Source organism: Variovorax sp. LjRoot130, assembly GCF_964253755.1.
Taxonomy (GTDB): Bacteria; Pseudomonadota; Gammaproteobacteria; order Burkholderiales; family Burkholderiaceae_C; genus Variovorax.
In genome coordinates this window covers 5,832,296-5,854,202 of sequence record NZ_CAXURM020000001.1, presented here as the reverse complement: position 1 = coordinate 5,854,202, position 21,907 = coordinate 5,832,296, and the positions used below count along the sequence as shown (strand labels likewise).

Here is a 21,907-nt window from a genome sequence, read left to right as displayed (position 1 = left end):
AGTGAATCGAAATCCCATGAACACCTTCCTGAAAATTGCCCGGCATTCAGCCCTCGTCGTTGCCGCAATCTCCATTTGCGCGAGTGCGAATGCACAACCATCGTCGACGAAGCCGATTCGTCTCGTCGTGCCCTTCGGCCCCGGGGGCGTTGCCGACCTCACGGCACGGACCGTCGCGCAGAAGATGTCGGAGTCCATGGGGCAAAGCATCATCGTGGACAACAAGCCGGGCGCAGGGGGAGTGGTCGCGTCCGATACCGTGGCCAAGGCGCCGCCGGACGGACTCACCGTCCTCTTGATGTCCAACGCCAATGCCGTCAGCGCGGGGCTGTTCAAGCAGCTGCCCTTCGATACCGTCAAAGACTTCGCTCCGGTGTCGACGCTCGGCTATTTCGATATGGCCGTCGTGACCGCCGCGGACTCGAAATTCAAGACGATGCAGGAGCTGTTGACATACGCGAAGACGCACCCCGGTACCGTCAACATCGGGACCATCAACGTGGGCAGTACGCAGCATCTGGCGGCCGAGCTGCTCAAGCGCAGCACCGGCATCGACGCGCAAGTGATTCCCTTCAACGGGTCGCCCGCATTGATCACCGCGCTGCGAGGGGGGCAGATCGATGCCGGCGTCGAAATCCTGGCGCCCATCCTGGGTCAGATCAGCGGGAAGTCGCTGCGCGCCATTGCCGTCATGGGAGCGAAGCGCTCGTTCGCGCTGCCGGAGACGCCGACCGTCGCGGAGAGCGGGGCGCCCAACTTCAAGGTCGCGTCCTGGAACGCCTTTGCGGTGCCAGCCAAGACGCCGCCCGCCATCGTCGCCAGGCTCAACAAGGAGGTCAACGCAGCGCTGGCCGCGCCGGAGATCAAGGAGCGGCTGCGCCAGCTCGGCGTCGAGGCGCAGGGAAGCACTCCGCAGCAACAGGCGGAGCTTCTCAGGGACGAAATTCAGCGCTGGTCCGAAGTCATCCGCCTGGCAGGCATCCCCAAGCAATGAGCGTCCATGTGCCCGTGGCGCATCAAGTCTTTGCGTGTGACGGTGAGCCGCTCATCGTCTGGCTCACCACCTCCTGGATCAACTTGAGGACGGCCTGCTGGGTGAGGGTGGTCGGCCTTTGAGAACTGAGCGCAAGGGCCAGCCGGCTGCGCAGCGGAGGATCCACGATCCGGCGCATCGCAAAGGCCTCGGGGCGAGGCGCAGTGAGAACCGCGTTCGAGGACAAGACAGCCAGTCCCACACCGTCGATCACCAGATCCAGGATGGCGGCCACACCGTCGATCTCCATCGCGATGGTCGGACGGCATCCGATATTCGCCATTTCCGCTTCGACCAGCATGCGAATGGAGTTCGGCTTGGTCGGGATCACCAGCGGCTTCGAAGCCAGCTCTCGCATCGAAACTTCTTCATCCGGTTCGCCGGCGGGCTGCGCCGGGCCGACCAGGTACAGGTCCTCTTCCAGGATGACAACGCTGTCGATCTCCGCGGAAGGCGCAGGGTTGTAGAGCAGCGCCAGGTCGAGGCGGCCTGCGGTCACCGATTCCTGCATGGCGCTTGAAAGCGCCTCGGTGATGGAGAGGCTGGCGTCGGGAAGTTGCTGACGGAAGGCGCGGGTCAAGGGCACGGCGATGCGCTTCGAAATGCTGGGCGGCAAACCCACAGCGACGCGGCCGGCCAGCGCGCCGCGCAACAGCCCGAGGTCCTCCTTGGCGCGTTCGATCTGATGCAGGATGCCTCTGGCGTGTTCCAGCAGCAGCTTGCCTGCATCCGTGACGATGACGCCTCGGCCATTGCGCGTCAGAAGATTCTGTCTCAGCTCCACTTCGAGCTGGCGCACCTGCCGGCTGAGCGCGGGCTGTGCGACATCGATCACGATCGAAGCCCGGGTGAAACTCCCCAGCTCTGCGACGTGAACGAAGTACTCCAGCTGCTTGAGGTCCATGGAGGGTAGTCTAGGCTCGCCCGGGACTACCCCCGACGAGCTCCCCGCCGGCCTCAGGCCCAGTACAGCCGCATCGGGTTGTCCACCAGCAGTTTGCGCTGAAGCTCCGCCGTCCGCGCGATGCGGGGAATCATGTCGACCAGCGTGCCGTCATCGGGCATGTGCGTCTTGAGATTGGGATGCGGCCAGTCGGTACCCCACAGTACGCGGTCCGGGAACTCCTCGACCAGGCGCCGCGCAAAAGGAACGACGTCATCGTAGGTCGGCGGACCGGAGACAGACAGACGCTCCGGACAGCTCACCTTCGACCAGACATTCGGATGCTCGCGCAACAGCCGCACGAAGCGCTCGAACTGCGGCCCGTCGACCGGCTGGCCGACGTCGGGCCGGCCCATGTGGTCGACCACCACGGTCGTCGGCAGGCGAGTGAAGAAATCCCACAGCTCGGGCAGATCCGGCGCTTCGAAATACACGACCACGTGCCAGCCCAGCGGCGCGATGCGCTCGGCGATGTTCATCAGCACCTCGCGCGGCGTGAAGTCGGCGAGCCGCTTGAGAAAGTTGAAGCGCACGCCGCGCACCCCGGCTTCGTGCAGAAGGCGAAGCTCGGCGTCGCTCACACGCGGCGCGACCGAGGCCACGCCGCGTGCGCCTCCGTTCGAATGCGCAATGGCATCGATCAACGCACGGTTGTCGTTGCCATGACAGCTCGCCTGCACGATCACGTTGCGCTCGAAGCCCAGGAGATCGCGCAGTGCGAAGAGCTGGTCCTTCGAGGCATCGCAGGGCGTGTATTTGCGCTCCGGCGCGTAGGGGAACACCGCGCCCGGGCCGAAGACGTGGCAGTGTGCATCCACCGCACCGGGCGGTGCTGTGAAGTGCGGCTTCGAGGGGGCAGGATGAAAGCAGAGCCAGTTCTTGTCCATACTGTCCATCTTGCGCGGATTCCTCGCGACGAACGAGCCCAAAAATGCGCTAGCAGCTAGCAAGTTTCGGCATGGCTGTACCGGCGCACTAAGCAAGCCATGATGGCGACGGTGAACGCTAGTCGAAAGCTGCACGCGCATCCGCCAGGTCCTGGTGGTGCTCCTCGGGCCCAGCGGTCCCCTGACCAGCGCGGTCTCGATCACGAGCGCCCACTTGTTGCCCGCGTTCTGCAACGTAGCGCGCGAGGGGCAGTGGAGGTCCAGCAGCACATCGGCGGGCTTGGCGCCGGCGCTCGTCGTCTTTGTGAGCCTCAGCGTGCCAGCCGCTCGAAGGCGTGCAGCAGCTGCGCACCCGCCTCGGCCAGCGCGCCGTCGTTGCGGACCTCGATGGCATGCGCCGGCGGCTTGAACGCCAAGGCACGCCGCACGCGGGCATCGACCATCTCCGGCGTCTCGCGCCCGCGCGCCAGCAGGCGCTGGCGCAGCACGTCGATGCTGGCGGTGACGTGCACAACAGTCAGATGCGGAAACCTCGACAGCGCCTGCGGCAGGTAGGCGCGCGATCCGTTCACGATCACCCACTTGCCCAGGTGCAGGGGCGAGAGCTCGTCGTGGCGCACGCCGTAGTGCAGGCCGTTGGCCTGCCAGTGGAACGCGAAGGCCTGCGCGTCGCTGAGTTGCTCGAAGGCGTGCGCGCTCACGCTGTGGTGCTGCTCGTCGTCGGCCTTGGGCGGCCGCGTGATCGTGCGGCGCGCCAGGTGCACCGGCATGTGCGGCGGAAGATGGTCCTTGAGCCAGGCCAGCAGGCTGTCCTTGCCGGCGCCGGAAGGCCCCATCACATAGACCAGCCGCCCCTTCATGCGCCAAGCTCCATCTGTTCTACCAGCACGAAGTCGGCACCGGGCTTGGGTTCGGCGAACAGGGAGATGGTGTCGAAGCGGCAGGCGGGCAAGGCACCGAAGGCGTGGCGCGCCGCATCCGCCAGCGCGGGGACGATCGAAGGCGCCGCGTCGCGGAGCGTTCCCGTGAGCGAGAGATGGAAGCGGAAGCGCTCCAGCACGAAGGGATAGCCCCAGCGCAGCAGCAGCGCGTCTTCTTCTCGCGTGAGGCCGGCTGCGCGGCGGCGTTCGATCTCGAACGGCGTCAACGGCGCGGCCAGTGCGTGCAGGCGCGTGACGCAGGCTGCGGCCACTTCGTCGATCGCGCGGCTGCCGACCTCCGGCACCAGCGCCAGAAAATCGTCGAGCATCGCGACCTTCAATGCGGGCATCGTGAAGGGCTCGAAGTCCTCGCAGAGGCCGCGCAGGCCGGCGCGCAGCCTCTTGACGTCGACGCCCGGCGCCAACGCGAAAGGCGCCTTGAGCGTCGCATGCCAGCCATAGCGCCGCGGCGCCTTCGTCAGCCGATGCAGTTCGGGCGCGGGCACGCCGGGCAGCGGTGCCTGCGGCAACGGCTCGAGCCGCGAGGCGCAGCGCCCGAGCCAGCGCCTGCCGGCGCGCCACCAGGCGCTGTCGGCGCGGGGCGCGAAGTAGACGGCGTAGCGATGCACGGGATCACTCGTCATGCGTCACCGTGAGCGTGACGCGATCGCCCGCAAACCAGGTCCGCGCGAACTCGATGGGCACGTCCGCGGTGTCCACGTTGACGCTCTCGACGAAGAGCACCGGCCGCGCGGCCGGCTGCCGCAGCTGGGCCGCCACCTCGGCCTCGGGCATCTGCGCCGTGATGCGGCTCTCATGCCGCGTGTAGTCGTCGATGCCATGTGCGGCAAAGGCCGCGGTGATGGAGCCGGTCTCGCGCACCACCGCTTCGAGCTGCTCAAAACGCGGCAGCGGAAAGAAGCGCTCGCTGATGTGCAGCGGCTGCTGCTCGGCCTCGCCCAGCACCTGCAGCCGCAGCAGCGTGCTGCGCGCGGGCACCTGCAGCGCGCGTGCCTGCGCGGCCGTGGCACGCACGGTGCTCGACGCGAGCACGCGCAAGGCGCCGCGCATGCCTGCCAGCGCCATGCTCTGGTGATGACGCGTGCGCTTGGCCAGCACCAGGTCGACCGCGAACTCCTCCACGTAGGTGCCGCTGCCCTGCGTCACGCGCAGCAGGCCCTGGCTGCTCAGGCTGGCGAGCGAACGGCGGATGGTGTGGCGATTGACGCCGAACTGCTCGGCCAGCGCGTGCTCCGAGGGCAGGCGCTCGCCCGGCGGGTAGATGCCGCGGGCGATCGATTCGGCCAGCTCGGCCGCGATGCGGGTCCAGAAACTGTCGCGCGCCGTGCGCGCCGGAAGCGAGTCGGGAGAAGTCGTGATGGCTGTCATGAAAGCTACATGCGTGCGCCCTAAGCTGGCGCCAGTTGTTCGATTTGTCTATACAACTTTCCCAGATTAACACCCACATGTTTCATGCCTTTGACAACCATCCTGCGAGCCGGCCGCCGAGCCGCGCGCAGTGGATGGCCGTGCTGGCGCGGGCGCCGCTCTCGCTGCTGGAGCCGGCGCTCGGCGAGCACGCCCAGCGCACGCCGCAGTGGCTGCGCGCGCCCGAGACGGGCCTCATGATGGTCCAGGGCCGCGCCGGCGGCACGGGCGAGCGTTTCAACCTCGGCGAGGTCACGCTCACGCGCTGTGCGCTGCGCCTGCATGGCGTCGCGCACGAAGGCGCGGCGGTCGGCGTCGCCTATGTGCTGGGCCGCTCGCACCGGCAAGCGCAGCTGGCGGCGGTGGCCGATGCGCTGCTGCAAGACCCGGCGCAGCAGGACGCGCTCGATGCGCAACTGCTCGCGCCCGTGCGCCAGCACCTGGCCCGCGAGCGCGCCGAGCGCCATGCGCGTGCGCAGGGCAGCAAGGTCGAGTTCTTCACCGTTGCGCGCGAAGCCGGCGGTGCCGATGGAGACGAAGAGGAGAACGCATGAGACGCCGGGCCGCTCCCAAGTCGAATAGCACCGCAGCGCACAGCGCGGAGGTTACCCAATGAACAGCACCACAGATCTCTCCAAGGTCGGCGCGGGTTTCTCGGATCTCGCGCTCGGCAGCCAGGCCGTGTTCCGCGCTGCGCTGGAGGCCCTCTCGCACCCGGGCCGCATCGTCGACCTGCCGCACGATGCCGAAGTGCCCAGGCACGGGCATGCGGCTTCGGCCGCGCTGCTGCTCGCGCTGCTCGATCCGGATTGCAAGCTCTGGCTCTCGCCGATGCTGGCCAAGAGCGATGCCGCGGCCTGGCTGCGCTTTCATTGCGGCTGCGTGATCGTCGACGATCCGGGTGAGGCCCAGTTCGCCTGGATCGCCGGCGGCGACGAAGCGCCCGCGCTCGAGCGCTTCGCGCAGGGCAGCGACACCTACCCCGACCAGTCAGCCACCTGCGTGGTGGACGTGCCCTCGCTGGCCGACGGCGCCGACGCCGAAGGATGGACGCTGCGCGGGCCGGGCATCCGCACAGAGACGCGCTTGTGCGTCGACGGCTTGCCGCAGGAGCGCGCCGAAAAGCTGATCGCCCAGCACGCCGCGCAGCAGGCGGCCTTCCCGCGCGGCGTCGACCTGTTCCTCGCCACCGAGCACCAGATCGTCGGCCTGCCGCGCACCACCCACATCGAGCTGGAGCACTGAGCATGTACGTTGCCGTCAAGGGTGGCGAAGCCGCCATCCTCCACAGCTTGCGCCTGCTGGCCGAGCAGCGCCGCGGCGACCCGGCCACGCCGGAGCTCTCAGTGCAGCAGATCCGCGAGCAGCTCAAGCTCGCGGTCGACCGCGTGATGACCGAGGGCTCGGTCTACGACCCCGAGCTCGCCGCGCTCGCGATCAAGCAGGCCTCGGGCGACCTGGTCGAAGCCATCTTCCTCTTGCGCGCCTACCGCGCCACGCTGCCGCGCCTGGGCACCAGCGTGCCGCTGGACACCGCGCGCATGCAGCTCGACCGCCGCATCTCCGCCACCTTCAAGGACCTGCCCGGCGGGCAGGTGCTGGGCCCGACCTACGACTACACGCAGCGCCTGCTCGACTTCACGCTGCTCGCGAGCGGCGGCGGCGCAACAGGCCAGGCTGCCCCAGCAGCAGCGCCAGCCGACACACCCGCCGTCACGCCGCGCGTGGTCGACCTGCTCAACCACGAAAGCCTGATCGAGACCCGCCCCGTGCCCCCCGGCGATCCGGCCCCGGTGGACCTGACGCGCGAGCCGCTGCGCTTTCCGGCCGATCGTGCGACGCGGCTGCAGAATCTCGCGCGCGGCGACGAAGGCTTTCTGCTTGCGATGGCCTACTCCACCCAGCGCGGCTATTCGCACAGCCATCCCTTCGTCGGCGAGATCCGCTTCGGCAGCGTCGCGCTCGAGATCGAGCCCGAGGAGCTGGGCTTTTCGATCTCGATCGGCGACATGGAGATCACCGAGTGCGAAATGGTCAACCAGTTCGCCGGCAGCAAGACCGAGCCGCCGCAGTTCACGCGCGGCTACGGGCTGGCCTTCGGCCACAGCGAGCGCAAGGCGATGGCGATGAGCCTGGTCGACCGTGCCTTGCGCGCCGACGAGCTCGGCGAGGCGGTCGAATCGCCGGCGCAGATGCAGGAGTTCGTGCTCTCGCACAGCGACAGCCTCGAAGCCTCCGGCTTCGTGCAGCACCTGAAGCTGCCGCACTACGTGGACTTCCAGTCCGAACTGGAACTGGTGCGCCGCATGCGCAGCGCGCCCGCACAGGGAGACGACGAATGAGCGCCGCCCGTCCGCCCGAAGGCGCTCGCCCCCTCCTTCAGGAGGGGGTGCGCGAAGTACACGAAGTGACAAGCCTGGGGGAGGTTGCCCAATGACAGACACGAACATCAACTTCGCCTACCTCGACGAGCGCACCAAGCGCATGATCCGCCGCGCCATCCTCAAGGCCGTGGCCATCCCCGGCTACCAGGTGCCCTTCGGCTCGCGCGAGATGCCGCTGCCCTACGGCTGGGGTACCGGCGGCATCCAGGTCACGGCCGCGGTGATCGGCCCGAAGGACGTGCTCAAGGTCATCGACCAGGGCTCCGACGACACCGTCAACGCGGTCAACATCCGGCGCTTCTTCGAACGCACCACCGGGGTCGCGACCACCACGCGCACGCAGGAGGCCACGCTGATCCAGACCCGCCACCGCATCCCCGAGGCGCCCTTGGCCGAAGGCCAGGTGCTGGTCTATCAGGTGCCGGTGCCCGAGCCCATGCAACGCCTGGAACCGCGCGAGACCGTCACGCGCACGCTGCACGGGCTGGCCGAGTACGGCCTGATGCACGTCAAGCTCTACGAGGACATCGCGCGCTACGGCCATATCGCGACCACCTACGACTACCCGGTGCTGGTGAACGAGCGCTACGTGATGTCGCCCTCGCCCATCCCCAAGTTCGACAACCCCAAGATGCACATGAACCCCGCGCTGCAGCTCTTCGGCGCCGGCCGCGAGAAGCGCATCTATGCCGTGCCGCCCTACACCGCGGTCGAAAGCCTGGGCTTCGAGGACCATCCCTTCGAAGTGCAGCGCTGGGACGCAGCCTGCGCGCTGTGCGGCGCCACCGACAGCTTCCTCGACGAGGTCATCACCGACGACAGCGGCACACGCATGCATGTGTGCTCCGACTCGGACTACTGCCAGTCGCGGCAGCAAGCGCAGAGTCCGGCGATGCCGGCACAGCAATTGGAGGAGGTCGAATGAAGAGCGTCACCCTCCCCCTGCTGCGCGTGCGCGGCATCGGCAAGCGCTACGGAGATCGCGTCGCGCTGCAAGACGCCTCCTTCGATCTCTGGCCCGGCGAAGTGCTGGCCGTGGTCGGCGAGTCGGGCTCCGGCAAGACCACGCTGCTCGATGCGGTCGCGGCCCGCAGCCGGCCCGACGAGGGCAGCGTGCAGTTCCACACGCGCAGCGGCGGCCTGCAGGAGGTCTTTGCGATGAGCGAGGCCGAGCAGCGCCTGCTCGCGCGCACCGACTGGGGCTTCGTGCACCAGAACGCGGCCGACGGCCTGCGCATGGATGTCTCGGCCGGCGCCAACGTCGGCGAGCGCCTGATGGGCCTCGGCGAGCGGCACTACGGGCGCCTGCGCGCTACCGCATCGGAATGGTTGCAGCGCGTCGAGATCGATCCGCAGCGCATCGACGATGCGCCGCGCACCTTCTCCGGCGGTATGCGCCAGCGCCTGCAGATCGCGCGCAACCTGGTCACCCGGCCGCGCCTGGTGTTCATGGACGAGCCGACCTCCGGCCTCGACGTCTCGGTGCAGGCCCGCCTGCTCGACCTGCTGCGCCAGCTCACGCGCCAGATGCAGCTCGCCGCCATTGTGGTCACGCACGACCTCGCGGTGGCCCGGCTGCTCGCGCACCGCATGATGGTGATGCAGAAGGGCCGCGTGGTCGAAGCCGGCCTCACCGACCAGGTGCTGGACGACCCGCAGCATCCCTACACCCAGCTTCTCGTTTCCTCGGTACTGCAACCATGACCGCGCCCCTTCTTCAACTGCGCGGGGTGGCCAAGCGCTTCACCCTCCATCAACAGAACCATCTCGAGCTCTCGGTGTTCGAGGGCCTCGAGCTCAGCGTCTCGGCCGGCGAATGCGTGGTGCTCGACGGCGCCTCGGGCCTGGGCAAGAGCACGCTACTCAAGCTCATCCATGCCAACTACCGCGCCAGCGCAGGCCGCATCACGGTGCAGCCGCCGGGCGGTGCGCCGGTCGAGGTGACCGAGGCCGATCCGCGGGAGCTGGTGCGCCTGCGCCGCGACACCATCGGCTACGTGAGTCAGTTCCTGCGCGTGATCCCGCGCGTGCCGGCGCTCGACGTCGTGGCCGAGCCGCTGGCCGAGGATGCGGGCGACGACCCCACCGCCCTCGAAGCCGCGCGCGAGGAAGCGCGCAAGTGGCTCACGCGCCTTTCCATTCCCGAACGCCTGTGGCATCTGCCGCCCGCCACCTTCTCGGGCGGCGAGCAGCAGCGCATCAACATCGCACGCAACATGATCAAGCCCAAGCCGCTGCTGCTGCTGGACGAACCGACCGCTTCGCTCGATGCGGCCAACACGCGCACCGTGATCGAACTGATCCGCGAGGCGGCAGCGCGCGGCGCCGCGATGGTCGGCATCTTCCATGATGCGGAGGTCGGCGCCGCCGTGGCGACACGCCGTGTCAACGTCGCCGACTTCAGGAGTCCCGCATGAACACCGTCTTCAAGAACGCGCGCATGGTCCTGCCCGGCGAGGTGGTGCGCGGCAGCCTCTCGGTCGCGGACGGCTGCATCGCGGCGCTGCACAACGGCGATACGGGCGTGGCCACCATCGACCTCGAGGACGACTACCTGCTGCCCGGCCTGGTCGAGGTCCATACCGACAACTTCGAGCGCCACCTGATGCCGCGCCCCAAGGTGCAATGGGCCGAGCTGCCGGCCCTCCTGGCGCACGATGCCGAGGTGGCGGCCGCAGGCATCACCACCGTGTTCGATGCGCTCGGCGTCGGCGAGTCCGACACCGAAAGCCTGCGCGGCAGCACCTGGACCAAGACGCTGGCAACGCTCGACAACTGCACCGCCCAGGACCTGCTGCGCGCCGACCACCACCTGCACGTGCGCTGCGAACTGCCGGCGCCCAACACCATCGAGCTCTTCGAGCCCTTCCATGGCCATCCGCGCGTGTCGCTGATCTCGCTGATGGACCACACGCCGGGCCAGCGCCAGTGGGAAAACCTCGAGGTCGCGCGCATCTACTACACCGGCAAGAAGGGCTGGAGCGCCGAGAAGTTCGAGCGCCAGGTCGCGCATGCCGCCACGTTGCAGGCCCAGTACGCCGAGCCGCACCGCCGCCACTTCGTCGACTACTGCCGCGCGCACGGCATCGCGCTCGCGAGCCACGACGACACCACCGTCGCGCACGTCGAACAGGCCCATGCCGAAGGCGCGAGCATGTCCGAGTTTCCGACCACGCTGGCCGCCGCGGGCGCGGCGCGCGAGCGCGGGCTCTCCACCGTGATGGGCGGGCCCAACGTCGTTCGCGGCGGCTCGCATTCGGGCAACGTGGCGGCGGCCGAGCTGGCGCGCCACGGCCTGCTCGACATCCTCTCCTCCGACTACGTGCCGAGCAGCCTGCTCGGTGCCGTGATGCGGCTGGTGGAGGACGAGATCCTCACGCTGCCGCAGGCGGTGGCCACCGTCACCCGCGCACCGGCCAAGGCCACCGGCCTGCACGACCGCGGCGCGATCGAGCCCGGCCTGCGTGCCGACCTGGTGCAGGTGCGCATGGCCGAGCTGGCGGATGGCTCGCGGCACGCGGTGGTGCGCGGCGTGTGGCGCGAAGGGCGCCGCGTGCTTTAGGTGCGATTCGCCGCGCTGCTTCGCGGCGCCACGGCGGCACCTTCGATGCCATGCCGCTCCAGCGCGTCCGCAACGAAGCCGGAGGCCTTCATCTCCTCGATGAAGCCGCTGAGCCAGGCCTGGGCGGCGGTCCGGCCCTTCGGCACACCCATGGCCTGCTCGATGACCATGAAACGCCCGGGCAGCAGGCGCACGCCACCCACGCGCTTGGCGTCCGCTTCCAGCTGCTGCTTCACGCCCGCGGCCACTTCGAGGTTCTGCGCCAGGAACATGTCGGTGACTGCTGGCGAGGTCGGTGCGCGCACCAGCGTGGCGGTCTTCAGCTCGCGCGTGAGGAACAGGTCGTAGGCGCTGCCGCGGCCCACCACGACGCGGGTGCCCGTGCGGTCGACCTCCGCGTTGCCTTGCAGCGGCGAGCCGTTGCGCACCAGGTAGGCGCCTTCGATGATCACGTAGGGCGCGGTGTATTCCATGTCCGCTGCGCGCACCGGGTCGATCGCCACGAAGGCCAGGTCGACCTGTTGCGCCTTCATGGCTTCCACGACGTTGCCGGCGGAGTTGAACTGCACCAGCTCGACGGCCAGCCCGAGACGGCGTGCCGCCTCGCGCGCAAGGTCCACCGACACGCCGCGCGGCTCGCCGCCCGGGCCGCGGCTGGCCAGGATCGGGTTGCCGAAATTGATGGCGGCGCGCAGCTTGCCGGTGGCGCCGAGCTGCGCGATGGCGCCCGCCGGCGGGTTGGACCGGGTGCCGGCGCAGCCGGCCAGCACCAGCGCGCTCGCGGCACAGAAGGCGCGGCGCGTGGCGGCCATCAGAAGTCGACCTTCTGGCCCGGCTCCGGCACCAGCACGCGGGTGGCGGACGCGGCGCCGAGCGCGGAAGAGAACTCGGCGGGCGTGCCGCGAAGCAAAGGGGACGTGCCGTAGTGCATGGGGATCGCGTACTTCGGCTTGATCATGTCGCGCACCGCCGTGGCGGCATCCTGCGGTCCCATGGTGAAGTGGCCGCCGATCGGGATCAGCACGAGGTCGGGCTTGTAGGTCTCGCCGATCAGCCGCATGTCGCCGAACAGGCCGGTATCGCCCATGTGCCAGATCTTGAAGCCGTTCTCCAGTTCGATGATGTAGCCCACCGGCTCGCCGCCGTAGTGCGTCTCGTCCTTGTCGGTGGCGGGGTTCTTCCACGCCAGCTCGGAGGCGTGCTCGGCGTGGACCGCCGTGATCTTCGGGCCCGTGGCGCCGAATGGCGCGACGGTGCCGCCTTTGCCGAAGCGTTGCACCAGCGCCGCAGGCAAGATGCCGAGGGTGATGATGCTCTGGCCCATGCCGCCCGCGTTGTAGACGGGCGCGTTGTGCATCCTGGCCAGCGCGGGGGCATCGGCGAAATGGTCGGCGTGGGCATGCGTCACGAGAATCAGGTCGACCTTGCCCAGCGCGTTCAACTGCTTGTATGGGGGCGGTGTCTTCGGGTTGGTGATGAGCCAGGGGTCGACCACGAGGACCTTGCCGCCGGGCGTGGTGATGCGCATGGTGGACTGCCCGAGCCAGAGGACTTCCGCCTTGCCGGAGGCAATGCTGCCCGGTGCCGTGGGCTGCAGCGCCGGCGGCGCCTGCGTGGAGGTGCCCGCGCACCCGGCGAGGCCGGCTGCGAACGCGGTAGCCAGAAGAAGGGAAACGAATCTTTTCATGTGCTTCTCTCTCTTTCTTTCTTTGACGAATGAACTACCGGTCCACGCCACGAGCGGCCTAGGGGCGCGCCAGGGCCGTGAGCGTGCGAACGTCTCCTGCCTCGCCCAGCGCCCAGCATCCGGCCAGCAGCGTCGAGCTGCGCTGCGCGCCGACGACCGCATCGGCCAGACCGTGGAACTTGCGCGCCAGGTCCTCGTCGCTCATCGGCCGCTGCAGCGAGCCGATCGCGTGTTCGACGAACACGTGCTCGCGCCGGCCATCGGTGAGCACCGCGGTCACGTCGGCGCTCGCCTCGTCGATCTTGTCGTCCACCGTCGCGACCACCTTGCGGCGCAGCGCGACCACGTCGGGGCGCGTCACGATGGCGTCCGCGAACTCTTCCTCGGCCGCGCGCCCGAACAGCAGGCCCGCCGCACACCCGTGATAGACGCTGAACTTGCCCTGCAGGCCGTCGGCCGGCTCCTTCTTGCAGGTGAGTTCGAGCACCAGCGAGTGGACCTTGAGCTCGATGCGCTCGATCTGCTCCGGCGCGATGCCGCGCTCGCGCAGCTGCACGCAGGCGTCGATGCTCGGATGGATCACGATGCCGCAGGCAAAGGGCTTGTAGCTGTTGAAGGAGATCTCGAAGCGTTCGCCCAGTTCGTCCGTGACTTCATTCCATGCGCACTTGGTCGACACCACCTGCGCCCAGCCGCGCGGCGCTTCGATCGCCTTCGGGCTCGCCGTGTAGCCGTGCTTCGCCATCAGCGCGGCCATCAGGCCGGCGCGCGCTGCGCCGCCGGGATGGAAGGGCTTGGTCATGGTGCCGAACTGCTCGCGCAGGCCGACCGGTTGCGAGGCGGCGATGCCGAGTGCCATGGCGGTCTTCTCCGCATCGAGGCCCAGCAGACGAGCACAGCCCGCCGCAGCGCCCAGCATGCCGGTGGTGCCGGTGATGTGCCAGCCGCGGTCGTAGTGCTCGGGGTAGACCGTGTTGCCCAGGCGGCAGGCGACGTCGATGCCGAGCACCAGCGCGTCGAGCACCGTGCGGCCGCTCGCGCCGGTGTGCTCGGCAAGCGCCAGCACCGCAGAGGCCACCGGGCCGGCCGGGTGGATGATGGTCTTCAGGTGCGTGTCGTCGAAATCGAAGGTGTGCGAGCTGATGCCGTTGAGCAGCGCGGCGCTTGCGATGTCGACCTTCTCGGCGCGGCCGAGCACGGTGGCCTGCGCAGCGGGCTGCAGCATCTGCACCGCGGCCAGCGCGGCTTCGACGGCTTCGTGGCGCGCCGCGCCGACGGCGCAGCCGAACCAGTTGAGGAAGGTGCGGTGCGCCTCGTGGTCCACCGCGTCGCTCCAGCCGCGCGATGGATGGTTGGCCACGTACTCGGCGAGGATGCGCGTGACGGGCGGGGCGTTGTGGTCGGCGGCGACCTGGGTATTGCGGGCCATGGGTGAAATGTCTTGCGGAGTGGTTGAAAGAAAAAGGGGTAAGCGCGCGCTAGTTGTCGAGCTGGATGTTGCGATCGCGGGCGAGTTTGGTCCAGCGCGCGATGTCGGCGCGGATGTAGTCGCCGAACTGCTGGGCGCTCATGGGCATGGGTTCGACGGCCTCGACCGAGAGCTTCTCCCGCAGGTCCGGCGCCTTCAGTACCGCGTTGAGCGATTCGTTGAGCTGGCGAACGATGTCGGCAGGCATGCCGGCCGGGCCGACCACGCCGTACCACTGCATGGCATCGAAGCCCTTGAGGCCGAGCTCCTCGAGCGTCGGCACGTCCGGCAGCGCCGGGTGGCGCGTTGTACCAGTGACGGCCAGCGGGCGCACGCGCTGCGACCGGATGTGCGGCATCGCCGCGGCCAGGCCCGGGAACATGGCTTGCGTCTGGCCGCCCACCAGGTCGGTGAAGGCCGGCGCGATGCCGCGGTAGGGCACGTGCAGCATGAACGCGCCGACCTGCTGCTTGAAGAGCTCCATGGTCAGGTGGGTGAGCGATCCCGCGCCGGCCGAGCCGTAGCTGATCTTGCTCGGATTGGCCTTCGCGTAGGCAACGAACTGCTTGAAATCCTTGGCCGGCACGTCGGCGTTGACCACCAGCACGTTGGGCGTGCCGCCGATCATGCCGATGGGCGTGAAGTCCTTGACCGCGTCGTAGGGCAGCTTGCGCGTGGCCGGGCTGGTGCCGTGGGTGGCGACGTAGCCCTGCATCAGGGTGTAGCCATCGGCCGGCGCGCGCGCGGTGTTCTGCGATGCGATCACGCCGCCGCCGCCGGCCTGGTTGTCCACCACGAAGGTCTGGTTCAGGGCCTTGCCCCAGCGCTCGGTCACGGTGCGGCCGACCATGTCGCTGCCGCCGCCCGCGGACACCGGCACGATGTAGCGGATGGGCTTGTTCGGGTAGGCCTGGGCATGCGCCAACCGCGGCAGCCCGATCAAGGCCGGCGGGAGGGCGAGGACGAAGGTGCGTCGTTGCATGGTTTGTCTCCTTGAGTTGTCTGGGAAAGAGGGTTCGGCTGTTCAGCGCACCGCACCCTGAAGCCGGACGTAGGCATCGCCGACGTGGCGCGCCATGAGCTTTTCGCAGCGCGCGACATCGCCTTCCCGAAGCGCGCGGGCGATCGCCACGTGCTCGGCGATCGATACGGTCATCCCGGTGTCCCGCGAAAGGTTCTTCAGCCGCGAGAGGTGCAGCTTCTGCACCACGCCGCGGTAGGTGTTGGCCAGCGCCTGGTTGCCCGCGGCCTCCACGATCGCCCAGTGGAAATGCAGGTTCTCGCGGTAGTAGCGCTGAACGTCCTGCGCGGCAGCGGCGGCATTCATGGCAGCGATGGAGGCATCGAGCGCATCGGCCAGCGCGATGCGCGGCAGGGCGTCGAGTCGCGCCGCGCGCCGCCCTGCAAAACCATCGAGCAGCCCGCGCATCTCATAGAGGTCGCGCACCTCGTCCGCGCTCGGCTCGCGCACGAAGACGCCGGCGTGCTTGCGCGCCACCACCAGGCCGGTGCTTTCGAGTTCGCGCAGGGCTTCGCGCACCGGCACGCGGGAAATGCCGAGCCGGCCGGCGACGTCGGGCTCGTTGATGCGCTGACCCGGTAGCAGTTCGCCCCGCAGGATCATGGAAAGCATGTCGTCGCGGGCCAGCTTGGCCAGCGGGATATCGCGCACGGTCGAGAGGCGGTCAGGGGCCGGATCGGCGAGCCAGGGCAGCATGCAAAGTCCTTCGTAGGTCGGCATATCGTATACGAGTGCCTTTCAATATGTCCACTCTTTCAATAAAAGTGTTGACACTTTATCGATCGATGAAAACAATCCATCCCATTCAAGGCCATCAAATTCCCGCCGAATGCCACACCTGCCTGCCTCCTCCGCCCTGCAACGCTTCCGCGTGATCGACCTGACGCAGGTTCGCGCCGGCCCCACCGCCTGCAGGCAGCTCGCCGACTGGGGCGCCGACGTCATCCAGGTGCAGATGCCCGAGCACATGCGCGGCGATGACACCCTGGGCGGGCAGGACGGTTCCGACTACCAGTACACGCACCGCAACAAGCGCTCGATCACGCTCAACCTCAAGCAAGAAGAAGGCGTCGCCACTTTGAAGCGCCTGATCGCCGGCGCCGACGTGGTGGTCGAGAACTTCAGGCCGGATGTGAAGTTCCGCCTCGGCATCGACTACGAGACGCTCGCGGCGGACAACCCGGGCCTGGTCTACGCCAGCATCTCCGGCTTCGGCCAGACCGGCCCGCTGGCGAAACGGCCGGGCTTCGACCAGATCGCGCAGGGCATGGGCGGACTGATGTCGGTGACCGGCCTGCCGGGCGACGGCCCGGTGCGCGTCGGCATCCCGATCGCCGACCTGTGCGCCGGGATCTTCGCGGCGCAAGGCATCCTGGTGGCCTTGCTCGAGCGCGAATCCTCCGGTCGCGGCCAGTGGCTTCACACCTCGCTGTTGGAGTCGATGGTCTACATGCTGGACTTCCAGACCTCGCGCTACCTGATCGACGGCGAAGTCGGCGTGCAGGCCGGCAACTTCCATCCGACCAGCATCCCGACGGGGGTCTACAAGGCACGCGACGGTTATCTCAACATCGCCGTGTTCGGCTCCAAGATCTGGGAGCGCTTCTGCAACATCCTCGGCGCGCCCGAATGGATCAGCGACGAGCGCTACCACGACAAGGCGGGGCGTTCGCTCAACCGCGATGCGCTCAACGTCGAGATCAACCGGCGCCTCGCCGCGCGCGACCGCAGCCACTGGATCGAAGAGTTCAATGCCGGCGGCGTGGCCTGCGGCCTCATCAGCGACATGCGCGAAGTCTTTGCGGAGCCGCAGGTCCGGCACCTGGGCATGGTCAAGGAGGTGGTCTCGCCCCGGCTTGGGCCCCAGCGGCTGGTCGGCCAGCCGATGCAGCTGGAGCGCACGCCCAGCACCATTGCCCGCGCTGCCCCGCGGCGCGGAGAACACACGGAGGAAGTCCTGCTCGAACTCGGTATCGGCCGGGACGATCTCGCCCGCATGAAAGCGACCGGAGTCTATTGATGTCGAATCCCGCCTACGAATCCAGCACCGAACGCGTGCAGACCTGGCTCGACGCCAGCACGCTGCACGTCCGCTTCAACAACCCGGCGCGGCACAACGCGCTCTCGGTCGACATGTGGGAAGCCGTGCCGCGGCTGCTTCGCATGGCACAGGACGACGACCGGGTGCGCCTGGTCGTCTTCTCCGGCGCGGGCGAGAAGGCCTTCGTCTCGGGCGCCGACATCTCGCAGTTCGAGGACATGCGCGCCGCGCGCGAGGCCGTGGCGCGCTACGAGGCGATGGCCGAAGAGGCGCTGATGAGCATCCACGACTTCGCCAAGCCGACGCTGGCCTGCATCCGCGGCTACTGCATCGGCGGCGGGGTGAACGTGGCGATCAGTTGCGACATCCGCATCGCGTCCGAGGACTCGGTGTTCTCGATTCCGGCGGCGCGGCTGGGCTTGGGCTACCGCTACTCCGCGATGAAGAACCTGGTCGATCTGATCGGCCCGGGCGCGGCCAAGGACCTGTTCTTCACCGCCCGGCGCATCGATGCCGCGGAGGCCAAGTCGCTCGGCCTCGTGACGCGCGTGAGCGCGCCGGCCGCGCTCGACAAGCTGCTGGCCGAGTACACCGGCGCCATCGCCGAGAACGCGCCGCTGACCGTGGCGGCGGGCAAGGCGATCACGCGCGAGATCCTCAAGCCCTCGCCGGCGTTGGACGAGGCCCTGTGCGCGTCGCTGATCCGCGGCTGCTTCGAAAGCGCCGACTACACCGAAGGCCGCACCGCCTTCATGCAGAAGCGCAAGCCGGTCTTCACCGGCCGCTAGCCACCGGCCGCTAGCCGTTCACGAAAAACCAAGGAGACACCATGCAGTCGTACTGGATGCAGATGAGCGATGCGGCAACGCTTCTGGAACTGCGCGAGGTTGCCGTGCCGCAGCCGGGCCCGCAGCAGTTGCTGTTGCGCATGCACGCCGCGTCGCTCAACCGCGGCGAGTTCGTGGCCGGCCATGGCTTGCACGGCGCAGCCGGCAGCTGGAAGGCGATCGGCGGGGAAGGCGCCGGCGAGGTCGTTGCCGTCGGGGCGGAAGTCACCCGCTTCAGGCCGGGGGACCGGGTCATGGGCCGCTGTGCCGGCGCGTTCGCCGAGTTCGCGCTCATGGAGGAGGCCGAGGCGATGGCTGTGCCATCCGGGCTGTCGTGGGACGAGGCCGCCAGCGTCGCGCTGACCTTCCTGGTTTCCTACGACATGCTGGTGCTGCAGGGCCGGCTCCAGGCCGGCGGTTGGGTCCTGATCAATGGCGTGTCTTCGGGCGTGGGGGTGGCAAGCCTCCAGCTGGCCAAGGCGCTGGGCGCGAAGGTCATCGGCACCTCGGGCTCGGCCGACAAGCTGGCCTCGCTGCAGCCGCTCGGCCTGGATGTCGCCATCTGCACGCGCGCGCCCGACTTCGCTGCCGCGGTGATGGAGGCGACGCAACAGCACGGCGCGGACCTGGTCGTCAACACGGTGGGCGGCACGGTCTTCGCAGAGAACATTCGCGCCATGGCTTTCGAAGGCCGGCTCGCCACCGTGGGCTATGTCGACGGCGTGGTGCACGCCGAGCTCGACCTCGCCGCCCTGCATGCGAAGCGGCTCACCGTGTTCGGCGTGTCCAACAAGCTGCGCAGCAAGGCGCAGCGCGCAGCGGCGGTGCCCGCCTTCGTGGCGGAGGTGCTGCCGCACATCGCAGCCGGCCGGATCAGGCCGCGGATCGACCGGGTCTTCGACTTCGCCCGCCTGGAAGAAGCCAAGGCACGCATGGAATCCGGCGGCCATGTCGGAAAGATCGTCCTGCGCATGCCGGCCGCGGCCTGATTCCCAAGAACACAAAGGAGACAAGCAGATGAGAACCAAGAACCTCGTCCTGGCATGGGGTCTGTGCGCGTTCGCGTGCGCCGCCTGGGCGCAGCCCGCGGACTATCCGAGCAAGCCGATTCGCCTCGTGATCGGTTTTGCCCCGGGTGGTGCGGCCGACTACGTGGCGCGCGCCATGAGCGAAGCGCTCGGCAAGGCGCTCGGGCAGCCGGTGGTGGTCGACAACAAGCCGGGCAACGGCTCGAGCATCGCGGCGGACCTGGTGGCCAAGTCGGCGCCCGACGGCTACACGCTGCTGATCGCGAGCCCCAGCAGCATCTCGGTGAATCCGGCGCTCAATCCCAAGTTGCCGTACTCGGCACGCGACCTCAAGGCCGTGACCAAGATGACCACCTCGCCGCTGGTGCTGGCGGTCCACCCGGCGACCGGCATCCGCTCGGTCGCCGACCTCATCGCGGCAGCCAAGAAGGACCCCGGCAAGCTCAACTACTCGACCTCCGGCAACGGCTCGGCACCGCACCTGGGCGCCGCGCTGTTCAGCCAGGTGACCGGCGCGGAAATGACGCACATCCCGTACCGCGGCGGCAGCCTGGCGATCCAGTCGGTGATGGCGGGCGACACGCAGCTGACCTTCGGCACCTCGCCCTCGGTGCTGCCCATGGCCAACGGCGGCCGGCTGCTCGCGCTGGCCGTCAGCACGCGCGATCGTTCGCCGCTGGTGCCCGGGCTGCCGGGCATGAAGGAGGCCGGCCTGCCCGACTACCACCTCGAGTTCTGGTATGGCATGTTCGTGCCGGCCGCGACGCCGCCGGCCATCGTCCGGAAGATCTACGACGCGACCATCAGCGCGATGCAGCAGTCCTCGGTCAAGGCCTCGTTGGCGCGCGACGGCACCGAGGTGTCCGTCTCCGCATCGCCCGAGCAGTTCGACAGCTTCCTCGCCGAGGACGGCAAGTTCTGGGTCAAGCTGGTCAAGAGCGCGAACGTCAAGGTCGAGTGAGAGGCCGCGCGGGGAAGCGTCCACGACCAGGTCAGAAGTTAGGATTGCGCATGCCCCCGCCCTCTTCAAGCACCCGTGGCTCCGCCCTATCGGAAGCCATCGTCAATGAGCTCAAGCAACTCATCTACACCGGCGAGTTCAAGCCGGGTGAGCGGTTGAACGAAGCGGCCCTGGCCCTGCGCATGGGCACCAGCCGCGGGCCGATCCGCGAAGCCATCAAGGTGCTGGCGGGGCTGGGCATCGTCAATGCCGTCACCAACCGCGGCGTGTACGTGCGGCAGTTGTCGCTGCGCGAGATGGTCGAGATCTACGAGCTGCGCGCGCTCGTGTTCGGCTATGCGGCCGACCGGGCCTGCGAGCATCTGACCGAAGAGCACAAGAAGCAGTTCGAGGACCTGCTCGCGGCGATGGACGCCGCCTGCGATGCGGAAGACGGCACGCTCTACTACGAGCTGAACCTGCAGTTCCACGCGCTGATCCTCACGCTTTCGAACAACCGGCGCGCCTACCAGGCCTACGACGACTACGTGAAGGAATTGCACCTGGTGCGGCGCAAGTACTTCAATGCGCCGGGCAACATGCGCCGCTCGAACGTGGAGCACCGCGCGATCTACGAGGCGATCGCGGCATCGAACCGCACGCGCGCGCGCGCGGCGGCGGAACGTCACGTATTGGCCGGGAGGGCGCGGCTGCTGTCGAACTTCGAGGAGCAGCTGCCGGGCGCCTGACGCAGTTCAGGAACGTGCCGTCTTTCGCCCCTTCGCTTCCGCAGCCTGCAGCTCCTTCGCAGTCAGCACGTAGGCCGGGTTGTTGACCAGGCGTTTGACGGCCAGGTCGATGAAGGCCTTGACGCGCATGGGCTGAGCGGTGCGGCTTCCGTAGTAGATGAAGGTGCTGGAGCGATCGGCCACGTGCCTGGTCAAGAGCGGCACCAGGCGTCCCGCGCGAATGTGCGGCGCAGCGGCGACGCTGGTCAGGAGCCCGAGGACGTGGCCGGCCAGCACGGCTTCGGTCTCCAGCGGCTCGTCGTTGACGCACAACGCAGGCACCACGTGGTGCTCGACGATGCTGTCTTCCACCTTGACGTACCAGGGCATGAGCGTGCCGTTGCGCGGACGGCGAAAGACGCTGCAGCGGTGCGCGGCGAGCGCGTCGAGGTTGTCCGGCGCGCCATGGCGGGCCAGGTACGCCGGCGCCCCGCAGATGATGAGCTGCAGCGGAAACAGCTTGCGTGCGATGACGCCCTCGGCCGGCGAGGGCCCGACGCGAAAGCCCACGTCGACGCGGTCTTCCACCCAGTTGCCGATGCGGTCGTCCAACTGCACGTCGGGCTGCACTTCCGGATGCAGCCGGCAGAACTCGTCGAGCACCGGCCACAGCACGGGCGCGAAAACCGAATGCGGGCCGACGATGCGCAGCGGCCCGGCGATCTCGTCCTTGGCCTGACGCGCCATGTGAAGGGCGCGCTGCATGCCGACCAACGCCGGCTGCGCGGCCTCGAGGAACTGCCGGCCCTCGTCGGTGAGCGACAGGCTGCGCGTCGTGCGGTGAAACAGCCGCACGCCGAGGTGCTGTTCCAGCTGTGCCAAGGCCTGGCTCGCCGCCTGCGGCGTCATGCCCTGGGCAGCGGCAGCCTGGCGCAAGCTGCCGAGCTCGGCAGCCTTCGCAAAGGTCGCGATGGAACGCAATTCGTTGATCGGCATGGAGCGCCCTTTCT

Annotated in this window: 24 protein-coding genes; 13 read left to right on the top strand and 11 right to left on the bottom strand. The window is 68.5% G+C overall.

The features are described 5' to 3' along the window. The first annotated feature begins 16 nt into the window (after window positions 1-16). On the top strand, window positions 17-994 hold the full coding sequence (locus tag ACSQ86_RS28990; RefSeq protein ID WP_436310177.1) for a tripartite tricarboxylate transporter substrate binding protein: 978 nt from the start codon (window positions 17-19) through the stop codon (window positions 992-994). A 22-nt stretch (window positions 995-1,016) separates the two neighbouring features. On the opposite strand, the gene ACSQ86_RS28985 is transcribed toward ACSQ86_RS28990, so the two are convergent. The 5 genes from ACSQ86_RS28985 to phnF form a co-directional block, all read right to left on the bottom strand. Continuing rightward, window positions 1,017-1,937: a LysR substrate-binding domain-containing protein gene (locus ACSQ86_RS28985; protein WP_436306127.1), complete on the bottom strand. Its 921-nt coding sequence runs from the start codon at window positions 1,935-1,937 to the stop codon at window positions 1,017-1,019. Between the two features lie 53 nt (window positions 1,938-1,990). Continuing rightward, window positions 1,991-2,872 (bottom strand): amidohydrolase family protein, encoded by an 882-nt coding sequence (locus tag ACSQ86_RS28980; RefSeq protein WP_436310176.1) that lies wholly within the window; start codon window positions 2,870-2,872, stop codon window positions 1,991-1,993. A 302-nt stretch (window positions 2,873-3,174) separates the two neighbouring features. Beyond that, window positions 3,175-3,723: a phosphonate metabolism protein/1,5-bisphosphokinase (PRPP-forming) PhnN gene (phnN, locus tag ACSQ86_RS28975; RefSeq protein WP_436306125.1), complete on the bottom strand. Its 549-nt coding sequence runs from the start codon at window positions 3,721-3,723 to the stop codon at window positions 3,175-3,177. After that, a complete protein-coding gene (locus ACSQ86_RS28970; RefSeq protein ID WP_436310175.1) occupies window positions 3,720-4,427 on the bottom strand; it encodes a DUF1045 domain-containing protein in 708 nt (235 codons plus the stop codon). Before ACSQ86_RS28970 ends, phnN begins: the two co-directional genes overlap by 4 nt. Beyond that, window positions 4,417-5,172 carry a phosphonate metabolism transcriptional regulator PhnF gene (gene phnF, locus ACSQ86_RS28965; protein ID WP_436306123.1) on the bottom strand — a complete coding sequence of 252 codons (756 nt, stop codon included), beginning with the start codon at window positions 5,170-5,172 and terminating at the stop codon, window positions 4,417-4,419. The genes ACSQ86_RS28970 and phnF overlap by 11 nt, the downstream gene beginning before the upstream one ends. Before the next feature lie 77 nt (window positions 5,173-5,249). Here phnF and phnG point away from each other — a divergent pair, with 77 nt between their 5' ends. The 7 genes from phnG to ACSQ86_RS28930 all read left to right on the top strand — a co-directional run bounded on the left by phnG (window position 5,250) and on the right by ACSQ86_RS28930 (window position 11,157). Next, window positions 5,250-5,765 carry a phosphonate C-P lyase system protein PhnG gene (phnG, locus tag ACSQ86_RS28960; protein WP_436306122.1) on the top strand — a complete coding sequence of 172 codons (516 nt, stop codon included), beginning with the start codon at window positions 5,250-5,252 and terminating at the stop codon, window positions 5,763-5,765. Window positions 5,766-5,823: 58 nt separating this feature from the next. After that, complete coding sequence (gene phnH, locus ACSQ86_RS28955; protein WP_436310174.1) at window positions 5,824-6,456, top strand: phosphonate C-P lyase system protein PhnH; 633 nt, start codon at window positions 5,824-5,826, stop codon at window positions 6,454-6,456. A 2-nt stretch (window positions 6,457-6,458) separates the two neighbouring features. Continuing rightward, window positions 6,459-7,553: a carbon-phosphorus lyase complex subunit PhnI gene (locus ACSQ86_RS28950; RefSeq protein WP_436306120.1), complete on the top strand. Its 1,095-nt coding sequence runs from the start codon at window positions 6,459-6,461 to the stop codon at window positions 7,551-7,553. Between the two features lie 91 nt (window positions 7,554-7,644). After that, entirely contained in the window at window positions 7,645-8,520 is an 876-nt protein-coding gene (locus ACSQ86_RS28945) for an alpha-D-ribose 1-methylphosphonate 5-phosphate C-P-lyase PhnJ (protein ID WP_436306119.1), read from the top strand. Further along, window positions 8,517-9,299: a phosphonate C-P lyase system protein PhnK gene (gene phnK, locus ACSQ86_RS28940; RefSeq protein ID WP_436306118.1), complete on the top strand. Its 783-nt coding sequence runs from the start codon at window positions 8,517-8,519 to the stop codon at window positions 9,297-9,299. Before ACSQ86_RS28945 ends, phnK begins: the two co-directional genes overlap by 4 nt. Beyond that, the gene (gene phnL, locus ACSQ86_RS28935) at window positions 9,296-10,012 is read left to right on the top strand and encodes a phosphonate C-P lyase system protein PhnL (RefSeq protein WP_436306117.1); all 717 of its coding nucleotides are present in this window, start codon (window positions 9,296-9,298) and stop codon (window positions 10,010-10,012) included. Before phnK ends, phnL begins: the two co-directional genes overlap by 4 nt. After that, on the top strand, window positions 10,009-11,157 hold the full coding sequence (locus tag ACSQ86_RS28930; RefSeq protein WP_436310173.1) for an alpha-D-ribose 1-methylphosphonate 5-triphosphate diphosphatase: 1,149 nt from the start codon (window positions 10,009-10,011) through the stop codon (window positions 11,155-11,157). Before phnL ends, ACSQ86_RS28930 begins: the two co-directional genes overlap by 4 nt. Here the strand turns inward: ACSQ86_RS28930 and ACSQ86_RS28925 are convergent. Genes ACSQ86_RS28925 through ACSQ86_RS28905 form a run of 5 tightly spaced genes read right to left on the bottom strand, consistent with a single transcriptional unit; the run spans window position 11,154 to window position 16,029 of the window. Continuing rightward, window positions 11,154-11,969: an ABC transporter substrate-binding protein gene (locus ACSQ86_RS28925; protein ID WP_436310172.1), complete on the bottom strand. Its 816-nt coding sequence runs from the start codon at window positions 11,967-11,969 to the stop codon at window positions 11,154-11,156. The genes ACSQ86_RS28930 and ACSQ86_RS28925 overlap by 4 nt on opposite strands. Continuing rightward, window positions 11,969-12,844 (bottom strand): metal-dependent hydrolase, encoded by an 876-nt coding sequence (locus ACSQ86_RS28920; RefSeq protein WP_436306114.1) that lies wholly within the window; start codon window positions 12,842-12,844, stop codon window positions 11,969-11,971. The genes ACSQ86_RS28925 and ACSQ86_RS28920 overlap by 1 nt, the downstream gene beginning before the upstream one ends. A 58-nt stretch (window positions 12,845-12,902) precedes the next feature. Continuing rightward, window positions 12,903-14,273, bottom strand: a complete 1,371-nt coding sequence (locus ACSQ86_RS28915) for an MmgE/PrpD family protein (RefSeq protein ID WP_436310171.1) — start codon at window positions 14,271-14,273, stop codon at window positions 12,903-12,905. A gap of 49 nt (window positions 14,274-14,322) precedes the next feature. Further along, the gene (locus tag ACSQ86_RS28910; protein WP_436306112.1) at window positions 14,323-15,294 is read right to left on the bottom strand and encodes a Bug family tripartite tricarboxylate transporter substrate binding protein; all 972 of its coding nucleotides are present in this window, start codon (window positions 15,292-15,294) and stop codon (window positions 14,323-14,325) included. Between the two features lie 42 nt (window positions 15,295-15,336). Next, window positions 15,337-16,029 (bottom strand): GntR family transcriptional regulator, encoded by a 693-nt coding sequence (locus tag ACSQ86_RS28905; RefSeq protein ID WP_436310170.1) that lies wholly within the window; start codon window positions 16,027-16,029, stop codon window positions 15,337-15,339. A 133-nt stretch (window positions 16,030-16,162) separates the two neighbouring features. On the opposite strand from ACSQ86_RS28905, the gene ACSQ86_RS28900 reads away from it, so the two are divergent. Genes ACSQ86_RS28900 through ACSQ86_RS28880 form a run of 5 tightly spaced genes read left to right on the top strand, consistent with a single transcriptional unit; the run spans window position 16,163 to window position 20,918 of the window. Then, window positions 16,163-17,353 carry a CaiB/BaiF CoA transferase family protein gene (locus tag ACSQ86_RS28900; protein WP_436310169.1) on the top strand — a complete coding sequence of 397 codons (1,191 nt, stop codon included), beginning with the start codon at window positions 16,163-16,165 and terminating at the stop codon, window positions 17,351-17,353. Then, complete coding sequence (locus ACSQ86_RS28895) at window positions 17,353-18,162, top strand: enoyl-CoA hydratase (protein ID WP_436310168.1); 810 nt, start codon at window positions 17,353-17,355, stop codon at window positions 18,160-18,162. Before ACSQ86_RS28900 ends, ACSQ86_RS28895 begins: the two co-directional genes overlap by 1 nt. Window positions 18,163-18,203: 41 nt before the next feature. Then, window positions 18,204-19,190 carry a zinc-binding dehydrogenase gene (locus ACSQ86_RS28890; protein WP_436306108.1) on the top strand — a complete coding sequence of 329 codons (987 nt, stop codon included), beginning with the start codon at window positions 18,204-18,206 and terminating at the stop codon, window positions 19,188-19,190. Window positions 19,191-19,218: 28 nt separating this feature from the next. After that, on the top strand, window positions 19,219-20,190 hold the full coding sequence (locus tag ACSQ86_RS28885; RefSeq protein WP_436310167.1) for a Bug family tripartite tricarboxylate transporter substrate binding protein: 972 nt from the start codon (window positions 19,219-19,221) through the stop codon (window positions 20,188-20,190). Window positions 20,191-20,240: 50 nt separating this feature from the next. Beyond that, window positions 20,241-20,918: a GntR family transcriptional regulator gene (locus ACSQ86_RS28880; protein WP_436294204.1), complete on the top strand. Its 678-nt coding sequence runs from the start codon at window positions 20,241-20,243 to the stop codon at window positions 20,916-20,918. 6 nt (window positions 20,919-20,924) lie between these two features. On the opposite strand, the gene ACSQ86_RS28875 is transcribed toward ACSQ86_RS28880, so the two are convergent. Continuing rightward, on the bottom strand, window positions 20,925-21,893 hold the full coding sequence (locus ACSQ86_RS28875) for a LysR family transcriptional regulator (protein ID WP_436310166.1): 969 nt from the start codon (window positions 21,891-21,893) through the stop codon (window positions 20,925-20,927). Window positions 21,894-21,907 lie beyond the last annotated feature (14 nt).